General features: G+C 69.5%; 24 protein-coding genes. 13 read left to right on the top strand and 11 right to left on the bottom strand.

What is annotated here, in order from left to right; genetic code table 11:
• Positions 1–47 precede the first annotated feature (47 nt).
• From DBR36_RS11515 to DBR36_RS11540, 6 genes are all read left to right on the top strand, one after another.
• The gene (locus DBR36_RS11515) at positions 48–1,442 is read left to right on the top strand and encodes a dipeptidase (protein ID WP_108319515.1); all 1,395 of its coding nucleotides are present in this window, start codon (positions 48–50) and stop codon (positions 1,440–1,442) included.
• Positions 1,443–1,514: 72 nt separating this feature from the next.
• Positions 1,515–1,880, top strand: coding sequence for an iron-sulfur cluster insertion protein ErpA (gene erpA / locus DBR36_RS11520; RefSeq protein ID WP_058232406.1), 366 nt, complete (start codon positions 1,515–1,517; stop codon positions 1,878–1,880).
• Between the two features lie 164 nt (positions 1,881–2,044).
• A complete protein-coding gene (gene coxB, locus DBR36_RS11525; protein ID WP_108319517.1) occupies positions 2,045–2,926 on the top strand; it encodes a cytochrome c oxidase subunit II in 882 nt (293 codons plus the stop codon).
• A gap of 2 nt (positions 2,927–2,928) precedes the next feature.
• Positions 2,929–4,692: a cytochrome c oxidase subunit I gene (ctaD, locus tag DBR36_RS11530; protein WP_108319519.1), complete on the top strand. Its 1,764-nt coding sequence runs from the start codon at positions 2,929–2,931 to the stop codon at positions 4,690–4,692.
• 4 nt (positions 4,693–4,696) lie between these two features.
• Entirely contained in the window at positions 4,697–5,113 is a 417-nt protein-coding gene (locus DBR36_RS11535; protein WP_108319521.1) for a cytochrome c oxidase subunit 4, read from the top strand.
• Positions 5,114–5,117: 4 nt separating this feature from the next.
• Complete coding sequence (locus tag DBR36_RS11540; RefSeq protein WP_108319523.1) at positions 5,118–5,909, top strand: PP2C family serine/threonine-protein phosphatase; 792 nt, start codon at positions 5,118–5,120, stop codon at positions 5,907–5,909.
• Between the two features lie 36 nt (positions 5,910–5,945).
• Here DBR36_RS11540 and DBR36_RS11545 read toward each other — a convergent pair whose 3' ends face one another.
• From DBR36_RS11545 to DBR36_RS11570, 6 genes are all read right to left on the bottom strand, one after another.
• Positions 5,946–6,896 (bottom strand): alpha/beta fold hydrolase, encoded by a 951-nt coding sequence (locus DBR36_RS11545; protein ID WP_108319525.1) that lies wholly within the window; start codon positions 6,894–6,896, stop codon positions 5,946–5,948.
• Positions 6,897–6,959: 63 nt separating this feature from the next.
• The gene (locus DBR36_RS11550; protein WP_108319527.1) at positions 6,960–7,367 is read right to left on the bottom strand and encodes a rhodanese-like domain-containing protein; all 408 of its coding nucleotides are present in this window, start codon (positions 7,365–7,367) and stop codon (positions 6,960–6,962) included.
• Between the two features lie 146 nt (positions 7,368–7,513).
• Positions 7,514–9,358 (bottom strand): cytochrome bc complex cytochrome b subunit, encoded by a 1,845-nt coding sequence (locus DBR36_RS11555; protein ID WP_108319529.1) that lies wholly within the window; start codon positions 9,356–9,358, stop codon positions 7,514–7,516.
• Positions 9,355–10,413, bottom strand: a complete 1,059-nt coding sequence (locus DBR36_RS11560; protein ID WP_108319531.1) for a ubiquinol-cytochrome c reductase iron-sulfur subunit — start codon at positions 10,411–10,413, stop codon at positions 9,355–9,357. Before DBR36_RS11560 ends, DBR36_RS11555 begins: the two co-directional genes overlap by 4 nt.
• A gap of 39 nt (positions 10,414–10,452) precedes the next feature.
• The gene (locus tag DBR36_RS11565; protein ID WP_108319533.1) at positions 10,453–11,265 is read right to left on the bottom strand and encodes a c-type cytochrome; all 813 of its coding nucleotides are present in this window, start codon (positions 11,263–11,265) and stop codon (positions 10,453–10,455) included.
• Between the two features lie 15 nt (positions 11,266–11,280).
• A complete protein-coding gene (locus DBR36_RS11570; protein WP_108319535.1) occupies positions 11,281–11,952 on the bottom strand; it encodes a heme-copper oxidase subunit III in 672 nt (223 codons plus the stop codon).
• Positions 11,953–12,085: 133 nt separating this feature from the next.
• On the opposite strand from DBR36_RS11570, the gene trpD reads away from it, so the two are divergent.
• Together trpD and DBR36_RS11580 are read left to right on the top strand one after the other, a co-directional pair.
• Positions 12,086–13,147: an anthranilate phosphoribosyltransferase gene (gene trpD / locus DBR36_RS11575; protein WP_108319537.1), complete on the top strand. Its 1,062-nt coding sequence runs from the start codon at positions 12,086–12,088 to the stop codon at positions 13,145–13,147.
• 2 nt (positions 13,148–13,149) lie between these two features.
• The gene (locus tag DBR36_RS11580; RefSeq protein WP_181373573.1) at positions 13,150–14,142 is read left to right on the top strand and encodes a PHP domain-containing protein; all 993 of its coding nucleotides are present in this window, start codon (positions 13,150–13,152) and stop codon (positions 14,140–14,142) included.
• A gap of 13 nt (positions 14,143–14,155) precedes the next feature.
• On the opposite strand, the gene DBR36_RS11585 is transcribed toward DBR36_RS11580, so the two are convergent.
• Positions 14,156–15,067: a 5'-3' exonuclease gene (locus DBR36_RS11585; RefSeq protein WP_108319541.1), complete on the bottom strand. Its 912-nt coding sequence runs from the start codon at positions 15,065–15,067 to the stop codon at positions 14,156–14,158.
• 73 nt (positions 15,068–15,140) lie between these two features.
• Between DBR36_RS11585 and DBR36_RS11590 the strand changes: the two genes are divergently transcribed.
• From DBR36_RS11590 to DBR36_RS11600, 3 genes are all read left to right on the top strand, one after another.
• Complete coding sequence (locus DBR36_RS11590; protein WP_108319543.1) at positions 15,141–15,539, top strand: YchJ family protein; 399 nt, start codon at positions 15,141–15,143, stop codon at positions 15,537–15,539.
• Between the two features lie 99 nt (positions 15,540–15,638).
• A complete protein-coding gene (locus tag DBR36_RS11595) occupies positions 15,639–16,313 on the top strand; it encodes an SDR family oxidoreductase (RefSeq protein ID WP_108319545.1) in 675 nt (224 codons plus the stop codon).
• Entirely contained in the window at positions 16,310–17,086 is a 777-nt protein-coding gene (locus DBR36_RS11600; RefSeq protein WP_108319547.1) for an isocitrate lyase/phosphoenolpyruvate mutase family protein, read from the top strand. The genes DBR36_RS11595 and DBR36_RS11600 overlap by 4 nt, the downstream gene beginning before the upstream one ends.
• Positions 17,087–17,093: 7 nt before the next feature.
• On the opposite strand, the gene DBR36_RS11605 is transcribed toward DBR36_RS11600, so the two are convergent.
• The 3 genes from DBR36_RS11605 to DBR36_RS11615 all read right to left on the bottom strand — a co-directional run bounded on the left by DBR36_RS11605 (position 17,094) and on the right by DBR36_RS11615 (position 19,261).
• A complete protein-coding gene (locus DBR36_RS11605; protein WP_108319549.1) occupies positions 17,094–17,747 on the bottom strand; it encodes an LON peptidase substrate-binding domain-containing protein in 654 nt (217 codons plus the stop codon).
• 87 nt (positions 17,748–17,834) lie between these two features.
• Positions 17,835–18,893: an aromatic acid exporter family protein gene (locus DBR36_RS11610; RefSeq protein WP_108319551.1), complete on the bottom strand. Its 1,059-nt coding sequence runs from the start codon at positions 18,891–18,893 to the stop codon at positions 17,835–17,837.
• Positions 18,893–19,261 carry a helix-turn-helix domain-containing protein gene (locus DBR36_RS11615; RefSeq protein WP_108319553.1) on the bottom strand — a complete coding sequence of 123 codons (369 nt, stop codon included), beginning with the start codon at positions 19,259–19,261 and terminating at the stop codon, positions 18,893–18,895. Before DBR36_RS11615 ends, DBR36_RS11610 begins: the two co-directional genes overlap by 1 nt.
• 93 nt (positions 19,262–19,354) lie before the next feature.
• Between DBR36_RS11615 and DBR36_RS11620 the strand changes: the two genes are divergently transcribed.
• A complete protein-coding gene (locus DBR36_RS11620; protein WP_108319555.1) occupies positions 19,355–20,215 on the top strand; it encodes an SDR family oxidoreductase in 861 nt (286 codons plus the stop codon).
• Positions 20,216–20,238: 23 nt separating this feature from the next.
• Here DBR36_RS11620 and DBR36_RS11625 read toward each other — a convergent pair whose 3' ends face one another.
• Positions 20,239–20,583, bottom strand: coding sequence for a DUF2834 domain-containing protein (locus tag DBR36_RS11625; protein WP_108319557.1), 345 nt, complete (start codon positions 20,581–20,583; stop codon positions 20,239–20,241).
• 52 nt (positions 20,584–20,635) lie between these two features.
• Between DBR36_RS11625 and DBR36_RS11630 the strand changes: the two genes are divergently transcribed.
• Positions 20,636–20,977, top strand: coding sequence for a TraR/DksA C4-type zinc finger protein (locus tag DBR36_RS11630; protein WP_108319559.1), 342 nt, complete (start codon positions 20,636–20,638; stop codon positions 20,975–20,977).
• The last annotated feature ends 9 nt before the right edge of the window (positions 20,978–20,986 follow it).

Here is a 20,986-nt window from a genome sequence, read left to right on the forward strand (position 1 = left end):
CGGGAAACCTCGGTGATTCGCTGATCGGGAGACTTAAGATTACCCGCATGACCCTCGACCTGTCCCGGCAGGAAGCTGTGCAAAAAGCAGCCGACGCCGGAATCCCCGCCGCCCTCGCCGATCTCGGCTCCCTCGTCCGCATCCCCTCGATCGCTTGGCCCGCCTTCGACCAGAACGCTCTGGTGCAGAGCGCGGACGCCGTCGCCGCCCTGCTGCGCGGTACCGGCGTCTTCGACTCCGTCGAGATCAAGCGCGCCGCGATCCCCGGAACCGACGAGATCGGTCAGCCCGCGGTCCTCGCGACCCGCGCCGCGCGCAACGGCCGCCCCACGGTCCTGCTGTACGCCCACCACGACGTCCAGCCCCCCGGCGACGAGGCCCTCTGGGATTCGCCTCCGTTCGAGCCCACCGTCCGCGACGGTCGCCTGTACGGCCGCGGCGCGGCGGATGACAAGGCCGGCGTCATGGCCCACGTGGGCGCCGTCCGTGCGATCGCCGAGGTGCTCGGCGACGACCTCGACCTCGGAATCGCCGTCTTCATCGAGGGCGAGGAGGAGTACGGCTCGCGCTCGTTCGGGCAGTTCCTCTCGGACAACCTCGATGTGCTGCGCTCCGACGTCATCGTCGTGGCCGACTCCGGGAACTGGGACGAGCGCACCCCCGGGCTCACCGTGTCGCTGCGCGGCAACGCCCGCTTCACGCTGACCGTGCGCACCCTCGAGCACGCCTCGCACTCGGGGATGATGGGCGGTGCCGTTCCGGATGCCATGCTCGCCACCGTCAAGCTCCTCGCCACCCTGTGGGACGACGACGGCGCCGTGGCGGTCGAGGGGCTCGCGGTGCGCGACGCGGCGACGCCCCCGTACGACGAGGCCACGCTGCGGGCCGAATCCGGCCTCCTCGAGGGGGTGACCCCGATCGGTCGCGACTCGATCCTCAGCCGGATCTGGAACAAGCCGTCGATCACCGTCACGGGGTGGGATGCCACTCCCGTCGAGGCCGCGTCCAACACCCTGGCCCCGCAGACGAGCGTCGTCATCAGCGCGCGCGTCGCCCCGGGCCAGGATGCCGAAGAGGCCTTCGCCGCCGTCGAGAAGCACCTGCGCGCGCACGCGCCGTTCGGCGCTCGGCTCGAGTTCACCGACATCGACTGCGGCGATTCGTTCCTCGTCGACACGAGCGGCTGGGCCGTCGAAGAGGCGCGGGCGGCGTTCGCCGACGGGTACGGCGTGGACGCGGTCGACGTCGGCATCGGTGGCTCGATCCCGTTCATCTCCGACCTCGTGCGCGAGTTCCCCGCCGCGCAGATCCTCGTGACGGGTGTCGAGGACCCGCACGCGCGGGCGCACAGCCCGAACGAGTCGCTGCATCTCGAGACCTTCCGCAACGCGCTGGTCTCCGAAGCCCTGCTGCTGGCGCGTCTGAACGCTCGCACCATCTGATCGAAGCCGCGGGGGCGGGACGGGCGTACACTCGAACCGTCCCCGCGACCGAACAACCCGAAGGGCATCGCCATGACCGACACCACACTGTCGTCCTCCGCCGAGACCCGCGAGCACGGCGTCGGCCTGACCGCGGCCGCCTCCGACAAGGTGAAGAGCCTGCTGTCGCAGGAGGGTCGCGACGACCTCCGCCTCCGCGTCGCCGTCCAGCCCGGCGGCTGCTCCGGCCTCATCTACCAGCTCTACTTCGACGAGCGCTATCTCGACGGTGACAAGGTCGTCGACTTCGACGGCGTCGAGGTCATCGTCGACGACATGAGCGTTCCGTACCTCGACGGTGCGAGCATCGATTTCAAGGACACGATCTCGGAGCAGGGCTTCACGATCGACAACCCGAACGCACAGGGCTCCTGCGCCTGCGGCGACAGCTTCCACTGACCTGAAACGCCGTTCGCCGGCGTCGGATCGAGAGCCCCCGGGCCACGGATCGCACCGTGGATTCCGGGGGTTCTCGATGTCTCGGCACTGGACGAATGGCCTGAGAACGGTGAGAGGTTGCTCTAGACTGTCAGAGCAACATCCACGACCCGGAAAGGTGCATTGTGCCCTCCAAACGTCGCCTTCGCTGGGCAGCGCTCCCCCTGGGGATCGCCTCCGTCGCACTCCTCTCGGGCTGCACCACGACCCAGCTCCACGGCTTCCTCCCCGGCTTCGTCGATGACGGCACCCCTGCCACGAACCACACCGACATGGTCGCCGGTCTGTGGGTCAACTCGTGGATCGTCCTGCTGGCCGTGGGTGTCATCACCTGGGGTCTTATGCTGTGGTCGGTCATCGCCTACCGCCGTCGCAAGGGCCAGTCCGGTCTCCCGGTGCAGCTGCGCTACAACATGCCGGTCGAGATCTTCTACACCATCGTTCCGCTGATCCTCGTGGTCGGTTTCTTCGCCTTCACGGCGCGCGACCAGAACACGCTCGAGACGCAGTACGAGAACCCCGACGTCTCCATCACCGCCTACGGCAAGCAGTGGGCGTGGGACTTTCAGTACAACGGCGAGCGTGAGGACAACTCCGACGCGGTGTACTCCATGGGTGTGCAGGCCAAGGCCACCAGCGATGGTTACGACCTCCAGGACGTGCCCACCCTTTACCTGCCGGTGAACAAGACGGTGAAGATCGACCTGCGCTCGCGCGACGTCATCCACTCCTTCTGGATCATCGACTTCCTCTACAAGAAAGACATGTACCTCGGTCGCGAGAACGAGTGGTCGTTCACGCCCACCCGCGAGGGGACCTACGAGGGCAAGTGCGCCGAGCTGTGCGGTGAATACCACTCCGCCATGCTTTTCAACGTCAAGGTCGTGAGCGAAGCCGAGTACGAGGACTACCTCGACTCCCTCCGCAGCGCCGGTGACGTCGGCGACATCAGTGATCTGTCGCGCCTGCAGAACCTCAACACGGCCGGCGCCGAAGGGAACGAGTGATCATGGCCACGACGCTTCCGCTCCAGGGGACGGGCCCTTCGCGCCCGACGACTCTCCCGCCGCGTCAAGCCGCACTGCTGAGCACCACGCGTGTCGAGCAGAAGGGCAATCTGGTCGTCAAGTGGATCACGTCCACCGACCACAAGACCATCGGGTACATGTACCTGATCGCCTCCGTCGTGTTCTTCATGCTCGGTGGTGTCATGGCGCTCATCATCCGCGCCGAGCTGTTCGAGCCGGGGATGCAGATCATCCCGACGAAAGAGCAGTACAACCAGCTGTTCACCATGCACGGCACGATCATGCTGCTGATGTTCGCGACGCCGCTGTTCGCGGGCTTCGCGAATGCGCTGCTGCCGCTGCAGATCGGCGCCCCCGACGTGGCCTTCCCGCGTCTGAACGCCTTCGCGTTCTGGCTGTTCCTCTTCGGCTCGACCATCGCGGTCTCAGGCTTCCTCACCCCGCAGGGTGCGGCCGGCTTCGGATGGTTCGCCTACCAGCCGCTCGCGAATGCCAGCTTCTCTCCGGGCGTCGGCGGGAACCTCTGGATGCTGGGTCTCGGCATCAGCGGTTTCGGCACGATCCTCGGCGCGGTCAACTTCATCACCACGATCCTGACCATGCGCGCCCCGGGTATGACCATGTGGCGCATGCCGATCTTCTCGTGGAACACGCTCATCACGAGCATCCTGATCCTGCTCGCCTTCCCGGTCCTCGCCGCGGCGATCTTCGCCGCCGCCGCCGACCGCGTGCTGGGCTCGCACATCTACAGCCCCGAGAACGGCGGCGTCCTGCTCTGGCAGCACCTGTTCTGGTTCTTCGGCCACCCCGAGGTGTACATCATCGCGCTGCCGTTCTTCGGCATCGTCTCCGAGATCTTCCCGGTCTTCAGCCGCAAGCCGATCTTCGGGTACAAGACGCTCGTCTACGCCACCATCGCGATCGCCGCTCTGTCGGTGGCCGTGTGGGCGCACCACATGTACGTCACGGGTGGCGTGCTGCTGCCGTTCTTCGCGCTGATGACGATGCTCATCGCGGTTCCCACGGGCGTGAAGATCTTCAACTGGATCGGTACGCTCTGGCGTGGTTCGGTGACGTTCGAGACGCCGATGGTCTTCGCACTCGGCTTCCTCGTGTCGTTCGTCTTCGGTGGTCTCACCGGCGTCATCCTGGCCTCGCCGCCGCTGGACTTCCACCTGTCGGACTCCTACTTCGTCGTGGCGCACTTCCACTACGTCGTGTTCGGCACGGTCGTGTTCGCGATGTTCGCCGGCTTCTACTTCTGGTGGCCCAAGTGGACCGGAAAGATGCTCAACGAGCGTCTCGGCATGGTGCACTTCTGGATGCTGTTCATCGGCTTCCACATGACGTTCCTCATCCAGCACTGGCTGGGTGTCGACGGCATGGTCCGTCGCTACGCCGACTACGCGGCGGCTGATGGGTGGACGTGGGAGAACCAGCTGTCGACCGTGGGTTCGATGATCCTCGGCGCCTCGATGATCCCGTTCCTCCTCAACGTCTGGATCACCGCGCGCAAGGCGCCGAAGGTCACCGTCGACGACCCGTGGGGCTACGGTGCGTCGCTCGAGTGGGCGACCTCGTGCCCGCCGCCGCGTCACAACTTCACCTCGATTCCGCGCATCCGCAGCGAGCGTCCCGCCTTCGATCTGAACCACCCCGAGGCCGGCATCCCGGTCGGTGTGGGTCCGGTCAAGGACGCTCCCGATACGCCCGTCGTCGACGCAGCTGCCGGAGAGGTCAAGTAACGACATGCGCACCAACGTCAATCTCTGGTGGATCCTGGCGGTCTTCGCCTTCCTCATCGCCGGTGTCTACACCGTCTGGAGCCTGCTCCAGCACGGCGGCGTCGAGTGGGTCGGCACGGTCGCTCTGGCCTTCCTCGGCCTGATGTCCTCGATGATCGCGTTCTACATCGGGCGCGTCCTCAAGGCGCAGCGGGGCGAGCTGCCCGAGGACACCCTGACGGCCGACATCGATGACGGCGACCCCGAGATGGGTGAGTTCAGCCCCTGGTCGTGGTGGCCCATCGTGCTCGCGGCCTCCGCGGCGATCGCCGTCATCGGCCTCGCCGTGGGTAGCTGGCTCGTCCCCGTCGGTTTCGCGGTGTTCGCCGTGGCCATCGTCGGCTGGGTGTACGAGTACTACCGCGGGTACTTCGCGCGCTGATCCCGTGCCCGTTCGGCTGATCACGGCCGCCGCGTCCGACGCCGGCGCGCACCGTCCCACCAACCAGGACGCCGCTTTCGCGGCGTCCTGGGGTGCGGCGGTCGCGGACGGCGTCGGCGGCGGCCCGTCCGGCGACTTGGCTTCGGCCGCTCTCGTCCACCGTCTCGTCGCGACGAGTGGCCGCAGCATGGATGCCGACGGTCTGCTCGTGCGTATTCGCGAGGCGAATTGGGACATCCGCGCCCACGTCGAGCGCGATCCCGCGCTCGAGGGCATGGCGACGACGTTCACTGGCATCTTCCTGAGCACGAGCGGCGACCTGCTGCTCGCCCACACGGGTGACTCCCGCGCCTATCTGCTCCGCGACGGTGAGTTCTCGCGCGAGACGCGCGATGACTCGTACGTTCAGGCGTTGGTCGACCACGGCATCATCCCGCCCGAGGCGGCGGCGGCACATCCGCGGCGCAACATCATCACGGCCTCTCTGGGAGGGGCCGAGGGCGATGTCGTCTCGGTGGCGGAACGGCCCCCGCTCGCGGGCGACCGGTGGATGCTGTGCAGCGACGGGCTGACCGATTACGTGCCCGAGGCCGATGTCGCGCGTCTGATCGCTCAGGCGCCCGACGCCCGCTCCGCGGCCGCGGACGCCGTCGCCCTCGCCCTCGAGGCGGGCACCCGTGACAACGTCACAGTGGTGGTCTGCGACGTCGTCGATGACGACGAGCCGATGGGCCCCGATCCGATCTTCTTCGGCTCGGCAGCCCGCTGGTTCACCGAGGACGTCGAGACCGCCTGACGTTGCGCGACGATCGTCGGTCGTTGCCGCTCGGCGTCATGCGTCCGCACGCGCGAAGTCGTCGATCGCCTGCTGGCACAGCTCGGCGCTCCGGGGACCCCCGTGACCGTCTTCTTCGACGATCTCGAGTCGACTGCCCGGCCACGCGTGATGAAGGCGCCAGGGCGTCAGTGCGGGTCCGCTGATGTCGCGGCGCCCGTGGACGAGGACGCCCGGGATCCCCTCGAGTCCGCCCGCTCGAGCGAGTACTGACCGCTCGCCGGGGAGAAAGCAGTCGTGCGCCCAGTAGTGCGTCACCAGTGTCGCGAAGTTGCGGCGCTGGTGCGGGTCGGCGTGGAGGGGGCCCGGGGTGGCGAGAGGCCCGAGCGAGAGGTGCGTCGCCTCCCACGAGTCCCACCTCTCGGCTGCTTCGACGCGCACCGCGGGGTCCGGGTCACGCAGGAGTCGCGCGTACCCCTCGATGGTGCGCTCGTCCGGGTGAAGGAGCGCCCGCAGGTCGGCGAAGGCCTCGGGAAAGACCGGTGCGATCCCGTCGGTGATCCAGTCGATCTCCCAGCGGTGGCCGGTCGTGACGGCCAGGTTGACGATCTCGCTCACGCGCGCCGGATACTCGAGCGCGTACGCCAGTGCCAGGGTCGATCCCCATGACACGCCATGCAGCAGCCAGCGCTCGACGCCGAGGTGCTCGCGGAGCGCCTCGAGATCGCCCAGCAGGTGATCCATGGTCTGCGTCGACAGGCTGTCGAGATCGTCGCACGCCCAGGGTTCGCTGCGCCCGCATCCCCGCTGATCCAGCCCGATGATCAGGTGCAGCTCGGGGTCGAAGCGCCGCCGGTAGCCACCCTTGCCGAGCCCTCCGCCCGGCCCGCCGTGCAGGTAGAGCGCGGGTCGACCGCGCGGGTTGCCGGACGTCTCCCAGTACAGACGCGCCCCGTCGGGACGGTGGAGGTAGCCGTGGGCGAAGGGCTCGAGAGGGGGATGCTGCATCGTGGCATCCTACGGTCTTCCGCCTGCCGTGCGGGGGAGGACGGTCGACGCCGTCTCGGACGCTCAGCTGCGGACGACCATCACCGTGGGGTCGAAGATGCGCGCGAGGGGGCCGTCGTCGTTCTCGGCGGGCTGTCCCTCTCGCACCCAGTACTCGTAGCCGCCGATCATCTCGCGGACGTCGTAGCCGAGGCGGGCGAAGGCGAGCGCGCCCTTCTGACCGGCGTTGCACCCGGGGCTCCAGCAGTAGACGACGACGGGGGTGTCGCGCGGGATCTCGGACGGAGCGCGCTCGGCGATCTCGCGATACGGCAGGTGCACCGCCCCTCTGACACGTCCCTGCGCCCAGGCATCGTGTCCGCGCACGTCGACGAGGGTGAGGCGCTCACCGGAGCGCTGTGCGGCGTACACGTCCGAGGGGTCCGTCTCGAAGGCGAGTCGAGCGGCGAAGTAGTCCTGGGCGTCGGTCATGGCCCCACGGTAGAGGTGCCCGCGGCACCGGGGGAGGGGAGGGGATGCCATCGACCGACGGCATCCTGCCAACGGGCCTCGGCGCGCACCGCGGCCGAGAACGACGAAACCCCGGTGCCGAAGCACCGGGGTTTCGTTCTGCGCGATTACTCGCTCTTGTCGTCCTTCGACCGGTTGCGGTCCGCGAGGCCCTTGGGCGCCGGGATCTCGACCTCGACCCGCTCACCGATGGCCATCGGCGGGCGGCCGTCCTCGTCGGCACGAGCATTGGCGCCGGCGATCTCGTCGGCCTCTTCGTGCGCGATGTGGTCGAGCTCGTGGTGCTGGTGGGCGTTCGCGGCATCGAGCTCGGCCTGCGTCAGCGGGGCGAGACGGTCCTCGAAGAACCAGCGCGACACCGAGGCGCGGATGTTCTCGTGCCAGGGGATCTGGCCCTTGTCGTTGGGACGCACGACCAGCGGCTCGTAGGTCTCGTTGTCGACCAGCTTCCAGCGCTCGAACTCGTCGACGGGCTGGTGGACCTCGATGTACTCGCCACCGGGGAGGCGGACGATGCGGCCCGACTCGTAGCCGTGCAGGGCGATCTCGCGGTCCTTCTTCTGCAGAGCGATGCAGATGCGCTTGGTGACGAAGTAGGCGAAGATCGGGCCCAGGATCAGCAGCGCCTGCAGGGTGTGGATGACACCCTCCATGGTCAGCTTGAAGTGCGTCGCGATGATGTCGGACGAGGCCGCGGCCCACATGACGGCGTAGAACGTGACACCGGCCGCGCCGATCGCCGTACGCGTCGCCGCGTTGCGGGGACGCTGGGCGATGTGGTGCTCGCGCTTGTCGCCCGTGACCCACGCCTCGATGAAGGGGTACACGAGGACCAGCACGATGAACAGTCCGAGGACCGCGACGGGCAGGATGATGTTCCACGACCAGGTGTGACCCCAGAGCACGAACTCGAGGTGCGGCGGCACGAGACGCAGGGCGCCGTCCGCGAAGCCGATGTACCAGTCGGGCTGGGTACCTGCCGACACCGGCGACGGGTCGTACGGGCCGTAGTTCCAGATCGGGTTGATCGTCACGAGGGCGGCGATCAGGACGATCACACCGAAGGTGATGAAGAAGAACCCGCCCATCTTGGACGCGTACACGGGGAGGATCGGGTAGCCCACGACGTTGCTGTTCGTGCGGGCAGGCCCGGCGAACTGCGTGTGCTTGTTGATGATCATCAGCATGAGGTGCACGGCGAGCAGCGCGACGAGGATCGCCGGCAGCAGCAGGATGTGCAGCGTGTAGAGGCGACCGACGATCGCGGTGCCGGGGAAGTCGCCGCCGAAGAGCAGGAACGACGTCCAGGTGCCGATGATCGGCAGACCCTTGATCATGCCGTCGATGATGCGCAGACCGTTACCCGAGAGCAGGTCGTCGGGGAGCGAGTAGCCGGTGAAGCCCTCGGCCATCGCGAGGATGAACAGGATGAAGCCGACCACCCAGTTGAGCTCGCGCGGCTTGCGGAAGGCACCGGTGAAGAAGACGCGCAGCATGTGGACGCCGATACCGGCGACGAACACGAGAGCGGCCCAGTGGTGGATCTGTCGGACGAGCAGACCACCGCGGAGGTCGAACGAGATGTGGAGGGCGGACTCCATGGCTGCCGACATCGCGATGCCGCGCATCGGCTCGTAGGCGCCGTTGTAGTGCGTCTCGACCATCGAGGCCTGGAAGAAGAACGTCAGGAAGGTGCCCGAGAGCAGCACGACGACGAAGCTCCACAGCGCGATCTCACCCAGCATGAACGACCAGTGGTCGGGGAAGATCTTGCGGCCGAGCTCTTTGACGATGCCGGACATGCTGGTCCGCTCGTCGAGGTAGTTCGCGGCCGCACCGACGAACTTGCCGCCGAGCGGCTTGCCGTCGCGACCCGCGGGGGCCTGCGGCGGTCCGGAGTACACGGCCGGTTCGGTCGTGACGTTCTCAGTGGGGTGAGTACCGGTACTCATGAGCGCTCCCAGAAGCTGGGGCCGACGGGCTCCTGGAAGTCACTCTGCGCGACGAGGTAGCCCTCGGCGTCGACGGTGATGGGGAGCTGCGGCAGGGGACGGGCAGCCGGGCCGAAGATGACGGCGGCGCCGTTGGCGACGTCGAACTGCGACTGGTGGCAGGGGCACAGGAGGTGGTGGGTCTGCTGCTCGTACAGAGCGACGGGGCAGCCGACGTGGGTGCAGACCTTGGAGTACGCGATGATGCCGTCGTACGACCAGTCCAGCTTGTTGGTCTCGGGGTTGAGCTGCTCGGGCTGCATGCGCATGAGCAGGACGATCGCCCGAGCCTTCTCCTCGAGGTAGCCCTCGTCGTGGCCCAGGCCGGCGAGTTCTTCGGGGATGACGTGGAACGCGGAACCGAGGGTGACGTCAGCCGCGCGGATCGGGCGACCCGAGGGGTCGTGCGCCAGGCGCATGCCCTGCTTCCACATGGTGTGGCTGAGGTTGACCACGGGGTCCTGATCCTGCGGAGCGAGGCCGCGGAACAGGGTGATGCCAGGGATGACCGAGGCGGCAAGGGCCGCGAACAGCGAGTTGCGGATGATCTCGCGACGTCCGAAGCCGGAGTCCTTCTCGGCCTCGACGAAGACGTTGACCGCGCCCTCGCGGACCTGGTCGCGACCGCGCGTGGCGTGGCGGTCCTCGATGTACTCCTTGTCGGACATGACCGACTTGCCCCAGTGGATGGTGGCGATGCCGATCGCGAGCAGCGCGAAGGCGATGCCCAGTCCGATGAAGAGGTTGTTGTACCGGATGTCGACCATCGCGCCCGACTCGATCGGGAAGATCATGTAGGCGATGCTCGCCCAGATGCTCGCCGCGACCGAGACGTAGAACAGCGTGTAGACCGTGCGGACCGCCCGCTTCATCTCTTGCGGGTCCTTGTCCGTCATGCGCTGACGGTGACCGGGCAGACCCGGGTTCTGTGCGGCGTCCGGAACCGCAACGGCGAGACCCGAGCCGGGCTTCCAGGAAGCCCTCTCGTGCTCCAGTGCGTCGTCCTCGTGTGCCATGGTGCTCCTCGTGCGTTTACGTAATGTCGAAGACGACGGTCAGTTGGACTTCGCCGTGATCCACACGGTGAGCGCGATCAGGCCGCCGATGCCGAAGATCCAGATGAACAGACCCTCGGATACGGGTCCGAGCGAGCCCAGAGCGAAACCGCCGGGGGAGTCGTTCTGCTGGTTGTACATCAGGTACGAGATGACGTCGCGCTTGTCTTCGGGGGTGAGGTTCAGGTCGTTGAACACCGGCATGTTCTGGGGGCCGGTGACCATCGCCGCGTAGATGTTGACGGGGGTCGTCGAGTGGATGTCGGGGGCGTACTTGCCCTCGGTGAGTGCCCCACCCGCACCCGCGACGTTGTGGCACATCGCGCAGTTGATGCGGAACAGCTCTGCACCGTGCGAGAGGTCGCCCTGGCCGTCGAGCAGTTCCTCCGAGGGGTACGCGGGGCCGGGGGCGGCCGACTGCACGTACGCCGCGATGGCGTTGGTCTGCTCTTCGGTGAACTGAACGGGCTTCACGGGTGCCTGCGGGCCCTGGGCCTGCAGCGGCATGCGTCCGGTCGAGACCTGGAAGTGCACCGACAGCTCGCCGACGCCGAACAGCGACGGACCCTGCTGGCTGCCCTGCAGGTCGAGACCGTGGCACGTGGCGCAGTTGGCCTGGAACAGCTTCTGGCCCTCTTCGACCGCGGTCGCGTTGTTGGCCTCGCTGACCGGGGTGCTGGAGGTGGCGGCGACCGCCGCCGTCGCTCCCGCGTAGACGCCGCCGGTGAGGAGGAGTCCGATACCGATCAGTGCGGCGGCGGCCAGAGGGCTTCGACGCCCGGTCGCCTTACGAGTCTTCTTCTCGCGTGCCATGTGGATGCAGCTCTCTTACTTGAGGAAGTAGATGACGAAGAACAGGGCGATCCAGACGACGTCGACGAAGTGCCAGTAGTACGACACGACGATCGAGGTGGTCATCTCTTTGCGTCCGAAGTTCTTCACGGCGTACGCACGACCGATCACGAGCAGGAAGGCGATGAGGCCACCCGTCACGTGAAGGGCGTGGAAGCCGGTGGTGAGGTAGAAGGCCGAGGCGTAGGGGTTGGCGCTGATGGGCATGCCCTCGGCAACCAGCGTCGCGTACTCCCACACCTGACCCGACACGAAGACCGCGCCGAGGATGAAGGTGAGGTAGAACCACTCCACCATTCCCCACTTCAGGATGCCGGTGCGCGTGCCCGTGCGGTACGGCTGGTACCGCTCCGCGGCGAACACGCCCATCTGGCACGTGACCGAGGACAGCACGAGGATGATCGTGTTGACGGTCGCGAAGGGGACGTTGAGCAGCTGGGTCTCTTCGGCCCACAGGGAGGCGGAGGTGCTGCGCAGGGTGAAGTAGATCGCGAAGAGGCCGGCGAAGAACATGACCTCGCTGCCCAGCCACACGATGGTGCCCACGGCGACCGGGTCGGGTCGCTTCACGGCACGCACGGCCTGGGAATACGTCGCTGAGGTCGTCACCGTTCCATTATGCGCGATGCCGGGACGCAATATTCCCATCCCCAAGATGAGATATTCCATCGTCGAGACTTAGGGAACCCTCATAATCCGCAAGGAATCCCCGGTACGACCGGGGTTCCGTCAGGTGCCGCGCGGGCGTCGCCGCGGGACACGCGTGTGAAAGGATCATGGCATGGCGGAACGCTTCACCTGGCCCGATCTGCTCACCTCCCTGCTGGCCGGCAGCGACCTCAGCGTGTCGGAGTCGACGTGGGCGATGAGGAAGGTCATGGCGGGCGAGGCCACGCCCTCGCAGCTCGCGGGATTCCTGATGGCCCTGCGGGCGAAGGGCGAGACGGTCGAAGAGATCGTCGGCTTCCGCGACGCGATCCTCGAGGCCGCCGTGCCCCTGCCCGTCCGCGCCGAGGTGCTCGACATCGTGGGCACCGGCGGCGACCGCTACGGCACGGTGAACGTCTCGACCATGGCGGCCGTGGTGGCGGCGGCATCCGGAGTCCCCGTCGTCAAGCACGGCAACCGTGCCGCGAGCTCGGCGTCGGGCTCGTCGGACGTTCTGTCGTCGCTGGGCATCGCGCTGACGCTGTCGCCCGAGAAGGTCGCCGAGACGCTCGAGCGCACGGGCATCACCTTCGCCTTCGCCTCGGCCTTCCACCCCGGGTTCCGCCACGCGGCGGCCACGCGCTCCGAGCTCGGTGTGCCCACGGTGTTCAACTTCCTCGGGCCGCTGTGCAACCCGGCGCGCGCCGAGGCGAACGCGGTCGGTGTCGCCCACCTCGACCGCGTCCCCCTCATCACCGGTGTCTTCCGCACGCGCGGTGCGACCGCGCTGGTCTTCCGCGGCGACGACGGACTCGACGAGCTCACCACCACCGGCCACAGCCGGCTGTGGGAGATCAGTCGCGGCGACGTGCACGAGCACGACCTGGATCCCCGGGATCTCGGCATCCCCCTCGCCGACATCGACGATCTGCTGGGCGGGTCTCCCGACCACAACGCCGAGGTCGTCCGGCGGGTGCTCGGGGGCGAGACGGGACCGGTGCGCGACATCGTCCTGCTCAATGCGGCCGCGGGTCTGGTCTCGTACCGCCTCTTCCAGGATGCCGCCGAGGTGCAGCGTCCGATCCTGGAGCGACTCGCCGAGGCCATGGCCGACGCGGCCGCCGCGATCGACGACGGGCGGGCCTCGGCCAAGCTAGACGCCTGGGTGCAGACCTCGCGCGACCTGGCGGAGTGAGCGTGGACCCGCTCGACGCCCTCACCGAGATCGCGTATCTGCTCGAGCGGGAGAGGTCGTCGCGCTACAAGTCCAAGGCGTTCCGCACCGCGGCCGCGGCGATCGAGGGTCTCGGTCCCGAAGAACTGCGCGACCCGGGCCTGCGTCGTCGGCCGGGGATCGGGGAGTCGACCTTTGCGGTCATCCAGCAGGCGCTGGCCGGGGACGTCCCCGAACGCCTGGCGGCCCTGCGCGCCGAGAACGCGCCGGTGGGCGGAGCGGAGCTGCGCGCGCGCCTTCGCGGCGACCTGCACAGCCACAGCGAGTGGTCCGACGGCCTGACCCCGATCGAGGCGATGGTCGATGCCGCGCGCGGACTGGGTCACGAGTACCTCGCCCTCACCGACCACTCGCCCCGCTTGACCGTCGCGAACGGTCTGTCGCCCGAGCGTCTGCGCGCCCAGATCGAGATCGTGCGGGGACACCGGGGCGACGGCTTCACGCTGCTGACCGGGATCGAGGTCGACATCCTCGACGACGGCGACCTCGACCAGCAGGACGAGCTGCTCCGCGAACTCGACGTGGTCGTGGCATCCGCTCATTCCAAACTGCGCATGGAGCGGGGACCGATGACGAGGCGTCTCGTCGCGGCGGCCCGCGACGCGCGCGTCGACGTGCTGGGCCACGTGACCGGCCGACTCGTCGAGGGGGCGCGCGGGACGCGGCCGCCCTCGGAGTTCGACGCCGGGGCCGTCTTCGCGGCGTGCGCCGAGAGCGGGGTCGCGGTCGAGATCAACTCGCGTCCGGAGCGACAGGATCCGCCGGACGAGTTGCTCGCCCTGGCGATCGAGGCGGGGTGCCTGTTCTCGATCGACTCGGACGCTCACGCCCCGGGCCAGCTGTCGCTGCTCGACTACGGCGCCGCCCGCGCCGAGGCCCTGGGCGTCCCGACCGATCGCATCGTGACGACGTGGCCGCTCGAGCGGCTGCGCGAGTGGCTCGAACGCCGGCGCTGAGCCTGCGCCCGGGTCAGTGCGGGAGCGCGGCGAGGGCCCGGGTCATCGAGGAGCCCAGGTTCCACGTCTCGGCGAGCGCCTCGGCGGCATCCCGATCGACGGGGGAGAGGCGATCGTCGACGGTCTCGAGGTCGAGGTCGCGGGCGACGCGGACCACGGTCGGGGCGACGTCGAGGTAGTCCGCGGCGGCGAGGATCTTGGATCGCTGCGACGGCGTGCCCAGGGTGCCCGCGGCCACGGCGTCGCGGATGCCGTCGAGGGTGCCGCCGGCCGCCAGCAGCGAGGCCGCCGACTTCTCGCCGATCCCCGCCACGCCGGGCAGCCCGTCGGAGGGGTCGCCGCGCAGGGCTGCGAAGTCGGCGTACTGCGCGGCGTGGACCCCGTACTTCGTCATGACGGCGGCGTCGTCGACGATCTCGAGGTTGCTCATGCCGCGAGCCGTGTAGATCACCCGGACTCCGCGGTCGTCGTCGACCAGCTGGAAGAGGTCGCGGTCCCCGGTGACGATGTCGACGGGGATGTCGGATCGGGTGGCGAGGGTTCCGATGACGTCGTCGGCCTCGTGGGCGGCCGCTCCCACGATCGGGATGCCGAGCACCTCGAGCGCTTCGCGGATCACCGGAAGCTGCGCGGCGAGCGGATCGGGGACCTCTTCGACATCGGGGCCGGTGGCGGACGGCTCGACGACGCGGTGCGCCTTGTAGCTCGGCAGCAGATCGACGCGCCAGGCCGGGCGCCAGTCGTCGTCCCAGCACGCGACGAGGTGCGTGGGCGCGTAGGTGCCCACGAGCTTGGCGATCATGTCGAGCAGGCCGCGCGCCGCGTTCACCGAGGTGCCGTCCGGTGCCGTGACCTTGTCGGGCACGCCGTAGAAGGCGCGGAAGTACAGCGACGCGGTGTCGAGGAGCATGAGGCGGTCGGTCACGCGTCCGATCCTGGCACGCCGGGTGTGCTCGCCGACAGCGCCGGGCGCCGCGGTCGCGACCTAGAGTGGCGGGATGTCCTTCGGCTCGGCGTCGTCCCGCCCGTCCGCGTCCGCCGCGTGCCCGTGCGGCGGGCCGACCTTCGGCTCGTGCTGCGGTCCGATCCTCGACGGCGCACCCGCGCCGAGCGCCGAGCGGTTGATGCGCTCGCGCTACACCGCCTTCGCGGTCGGCGACGCGGCGCACCTGGCGCGGTCGTGGCATCCGCGGACCCGACCCGACGAGATCACGGTCGACGACGGCACGCGATGGACGGGGCTCGACATCGTCGAGGCGCAGGAGCAGGGGGATGCCGCCGTCGTAGCGTTCCGTGCGCGCTGGCGTCACGAGGGCGAGGCAGGCGAGCTGCGCGAGCGGAGTCGCTTCGCGCGACGTGCGGGCCGCTGGGTGTACGTCGACGGCGACGTGGACTGAGTCGGGTCGGACGATCCGGGCCGGGGCGTCAACCCCGCACGGGCGTGTCGGAGGGGCTGCGTAGGGTCGATCCCGACCGACCCCGAGGAGGACAACGACATGGAACGCATCGTGATCATCGGCGGGCACGGCAAGGTTGCTCTGCACCTGGCCCGCCTGCTCGCCGACCGCGGAGACGAGGCCACCTCCGTCATCCGCAACCCCGACCAGAAAAGCGACATCGAGCAGGCCGGCGGTACGCCCCTGGTGCTCGACGTCGAGAACGCCGGCACCGACGAGATGGCCGAGGCGTTCTCGGGTGCGGACGCCGTGGTGTGGTCGGCGGGCGCCGGCGGCGGCAGCGCGGAGCGCACCTACGCCGTCGATCGCGATGCCGCGCAGCGCGCGATCGACGCCGCGGCGCGGGCCGGGGTGCGCCGCTTCGTGATGGTGTCGTGGATCGGGTCGACGCCCGACCACGGGATCGACCCCGACGACGACTTCTTCGCCTACGCCGACGCCAAGCTCGCCGCCGACGACCACCTGCGCGCGAGCGAGCTGGACTGGACGATCCTGGGCCCCGGCACGCTGACGCTCGATCCGCCGTCCGGACGCATCACGACCGCGCCCGAGGGCAAGGGCGAGGTGTCGCGCGCCGACGTCGCGGCCGTGGCCGCCGCCGTCCTCGTGCAGCCAACGACCATCGGACGCTTCATCCGCTTCGGCGCGGGCGACACGCTCATCGCCGAGGCGATCGCCGACGATTCCGCTCGAAACCGAGGAGACAACGCATGACCACGCCCCGCGACCGCGCCGAGACTCTCGCCGCCCTGCACACCGCCCCCGAGATCCTGCGGGTCGTCAACGTCTGGGACGTCGTCTCGGCGAAGGCGATCGCCGCCCTGCCCGAGACGAAGGCCCTCGCCACGGCGGGGCACTCGATCGCCGCGACCTTCGGCTACCCCGACGGCGAGAACATCCCCGTCGAGCTCATGCTCGACATGGTGGGTCGCATCGTCGACGCGGTCGACGTGCCCGTCACCGCGGACCTCGACGCCGGCTTCGGCAACCCCGGCGAGACGACCCGCCTGGCCATCGCCAAGGGCGTCGTCGGCGCGAACGTCGAAGACCGGGTCAAGCCCCTCGCCGAGGCGGTCGCTGCGGTCGAGGCCGTCATCGCGGCCGGAGAGGCCGAGGGCGTGCCCTTCGTGCTGAACGCGCGCACCGACGTCTTCTTGAAGGGCGCCGATCGCTCGGTAGACGACAAGGTGGCGGATGCCGTGGAGCGCGGCCGCGCCTTCCTCGCGGCCGGCGCGACGTCGGTGTTCGTCCCCGGCAAGCTCGACGCCGAGACCACGCGGCGACTCGTCGAGGGCATCGGCGAGCGCAAGGTCAGCGTCATCGGCGTCCCCGGCAACCTGACGGCCGCGGAGTACGAGGCGCTGGGTGTCGCGCGCATCTCGTACGGCCCGCAGACGCAGCGCGTCGCCCTCACCGCGCTGCAGGACCTCGCGATCGACCTGTACCGCGACGGCGAGATCCCCGCGACGGTGCGCGAACTGAACTGAGCGTGTCCTAGTCCTCGTCCCCGGGGGTGTCGTCGTCGACGACGATCACACCGTCGGGGACGGGGTCGCCCAGCAGCGGCTCCGCCGCGAGCGTCAAGTCGATCGTGGCGCGCAGCAGTCCGCCCATGGTCGCGGAGCGCAACAGCTCCATCTGGTCGAGTTCGCCCAGGGGAGCGATGGCCGCCAGCTGCCAGGCCCGTGGCAGCGGCTCTTCGGAGAGCTCCACCTCGGGATCCCAGCGGGTGCCGCCGAACTGCTGCGCCCGGCCGAGGACGCGTCGCACGATGCGTTCCGCCTCGTCGAGCAGGGGGAGGAGCGCGTCATTCCACTCCAGGTCGGGGAGCGCGCGGACGTCGGCGCGCGGGTAGGGATCGTCGTCCAGCCATCCGACGATCTCGAAACGCTCGGTGCCGCGCGCGACGATCTGCATCTGCCCCGCCTGCGGGACGACGTGACTCAGCTGCGCCATCGTGCCCAGGCGGAAGCGCTGGTCACCGCCGCCGGTCTCGGAACCGCGCTCGATCAGCACGACGCCGAAAGCCGGGTCCTCCTCGTCGAGGAGCCGACCGAGCATGATCAGGTACCGCTCCTCGAAGATCCGCAGCGCCAGCGGCGTGTGCGGGAAGAGGACGGCTCCAAGGGGGAACATCGCGGTGCCCATGCGCCCAGTCAACCAGCGCGGGCGGCGGCGAGGGTCGCCGGGGCGGGATTCGCCGGACCTTCCCGACGCGGCGCCCGTGCGCGCGAGCTAGGCCTCGCCGTCGCGCAGGCTCTCGTGGACGCGGTGCAGATCCATCAGCAGCGATCCGACGAGGACCCAGTGCAGGGGAGAGGGCGTCTGGATCTGCAGGGGACGGGTGAGGGCGGGTTCGGCGTCGACCACGCGCTCGGGCCCCGCGTCGAGCGCGAACGCGAGACGGACGTCGTGGGCCGCGCGATGCAGCTGCTCCGCGATCGCCCGGACGGCGGGCTCGTCGACGATCGAGCTCTCGTAGCCGTCATAGACCGCGCGTGTCATGCCGACGGTCTGGGTCACGACGGGACTGAAACGGTCGAGCAGCTCGCCCATCTCGGCCAGTTCGGCGCGGTGCCGCCCGCTCCGCGGGTTGAGCGCCAGCGAGTCGGCGCCGTCGCGGATGGCGTCGGCCGCGGCATCCCGGACCGGACGGAGCAGCCGCGCCTCGATCAACAGGCCCTCGAGCGAAGCGGGCGTCTGGGGTGTCTCGAGGGCGTCGGCCAGCCGCTCGAGGGCGCCGGCGAGCTCGCGGCCCAGCACGTCGACCTTGTCTCGGGCCGCGGGCACGAGCACGGGTGGGACGAGCACCGCGTTGACGACGATGCCGATCGCCGCGCCGATGAGGGTCTCGAGCACGCGGTCGAGCGCGTAGTTGGGGGTCGCGGTGCCCAGGGCCAGCACGAGGAGCGCGCTGATGGCGATCTGGTTCGTCGCGCCCGGCGAGATGCGCGCGGCCCACGCCACGGCCAGCGCGACCCCCGCCGACAGCAGCGCCACCCACGGCTGCGAGCCGAAGACGAGGCCCAGCGCCGCGGCGATGACGACGCCCAGGATGACGCCGACGCTGCGCTCGACCGCGCGCGTGAACGACTGGTTGATGCTCGGCTGGACGACCAGCAGCGCGGCGATCGCGGCGAAGATCGGCGGCGGACCCTGCACCAGCCACCCCGCGATCAGCCAGGCGGCGATGATCGCGAGAGCGGACTTGGCCACCTGCAGCAGGGGGATGCGCCGCGGGGCGCGCACGTTCAGGCTGCCGCGCACCGTCCGCAGATCGGGCAGACGCACCATCACGCGCTCCTGTCGACGATGTCGGCGGCGTGGTCGGCGACCCACTCCATGAGGGGGAGGACGCGTTGCATGAGATCGCGTCCGAGCGGCGACAGGGCGTATTCGACGCGCGGGGGCACCTCGGGGTACGCGGTGCGACGGACCAGGCCGTCGGCCTCGAGGGTCTTCAGGGTGCTGGCGAGCATCTTCTCGCTGATGCCGGTGACGTTGCGGCGCAGCACCCCCCATCGCTGCGTCCCGTCCGACAGGGCGAGGAGCACCAGGATGCCCCACTTGCCCATCACGTGGTCGAGGACCGTCCGCGTCGGACACCCGTCGGTGAAGATCTGAGGATCGCGACCGCGCAGATCGGCAAGACTGACGCTCATGTGAGTACCTAACCAGAAAGTGGGTACCGGCATTCCGGAATGCGCCGAACGGTGTCGGGTTGGAACGGGCGTACCCACGAAAGGAACACTTCCATGACTCTCCTCGTCACCGCCGCCACCGGCCACCTCGGCCGTCTCGTCGTCTCCGCCCTGCTCGAGCGCGGGACGGCCCCGTCCGACATCGTCGCGGGCGTCCGTACCCCTGCCAAAGCCGCCGACCTCGCCGATCGCGGCGTGCGCGTCGTCGAGCTCGACTACTCGCGGCCCGAGACCCTCGCTCCGGCCCTGACGGGCGTCGACCGCGTCCTGCTCATCTCGGGCACCGATGCCGATCGCGTCGCCGGGCACCGCAACGTCGTGGCGGCGGTCGCGGAGGCGGGCGTCGAGCGCCTGGTCTACACCAGCGCGCCGCGCGTCGACGAGATCGACTACGCGCTCGGCGCCGACCACCTGGCGACCGAGCAGGCGATCGCCGCCTCGGGGGTCTCGGCGACGATCCTCCGCCACAACTGGTACACCGAGAACTACCTCGACGCGGTCGCGCGTGCGGCCGAGACGGGCGAGATCGTCGCGGCCGCCGGCGACGCGCGCGTCGCGAGCGCGAGCCGTCGCGACTACGCCGAGGCCGCGGCGGTGGCCCTGACCACCGACGACCTGGCCGGTCGGACGATCGAGGTCGGCGGCGACGTGGCCTGGACCTACGACGAGCTCGCCGCCGCGGCGGGCGAGGTGCTGGGCCGCCCGGTGACCTACACCGCGGTGACCGTCGACCAGCTGGCGGCGGGCCTCGAGGCGGCGGGACTGGATGCCGGGACGGCGGCGTTCGTCGCCGGCATCGACCACGCGATCGCCCGCGGGGCGCTCTCGCAGACGGACGGCGCCCTGGCCCGCATCATCGGCCGCCCGACGACCCCGCTGATCGACGGGCTGCGCGAGGGGCTCGCCTCGCGCTAACCCGCGGCGGTCACGCTTTGTCGTCAGACCGCGGCCCGGGCGGTCAGCCGGCGCTGGCGCATCGCGAGGAAGAGGGGGAACGTGAACGCGAAGGCCGTCAGGCCCGACAGCACCACGTACACCCACGCGAAGCGCATACCGAGGCGCCGGCCCTCGACGAGGATGAAGATGCTGCCCGCGATCGCCACGACCAACAGGTCCACGGTGATGGACGACACCGCGGGACCGCTCGAGACGAGGTCGCCGATGAAGTCGCGCATCTGCGCGATCGCGAAGGCGTTGAAGATCCACGTGCCCACGAGTCCCGCGACGGACAGGACGAGGTACACCCCGGCGGTCGGTGTCCAGTGGCGTCGGAGTTCGCTCATGAGCCGATCCTGCCCGGCCCCCGATGTCGGAGGAGGGGGCTAGCGTCGGACCATGGATGCCACCACCGCGACACGCATGCTCGACGACCGCGCGCGCGAGGTTGAGGCGCGCCTGGCCCGGTTGCGCGAGGACGACGACAGCCTGCGCCACGACCGGGCCGACGCGACCGCCGACGACGAGCACGACCCCGAGGGGTCGACGCTCTCGGGGGAGTGGGCGCAGGTAGACGCGCTGCGCCGCGGGGCCGAGGCGGAGCGCGACGAGATCCGCGCCGCGCGCGAGCGCGTGGCATCCGGCGTCTACGGCACCTGCGAGGCGTGCGGGCGTCCGATCGCCGAAGCGCGGCTCGAGGCACGTCCGTTCGCCCGCCGCTGCATCGCGTGCGCGACCTGAGAGCGGCGG

This window comes from Microbacterium sp. HMWF026, from assembly GCF_003061325.1.
Taxonomy (GTDB): Bacteria; Actinomycetota; Actinomycetes; order Actinomycetales; family Microbacteriaceae; genus Microbacterium; species Microbacterium testaceum_E.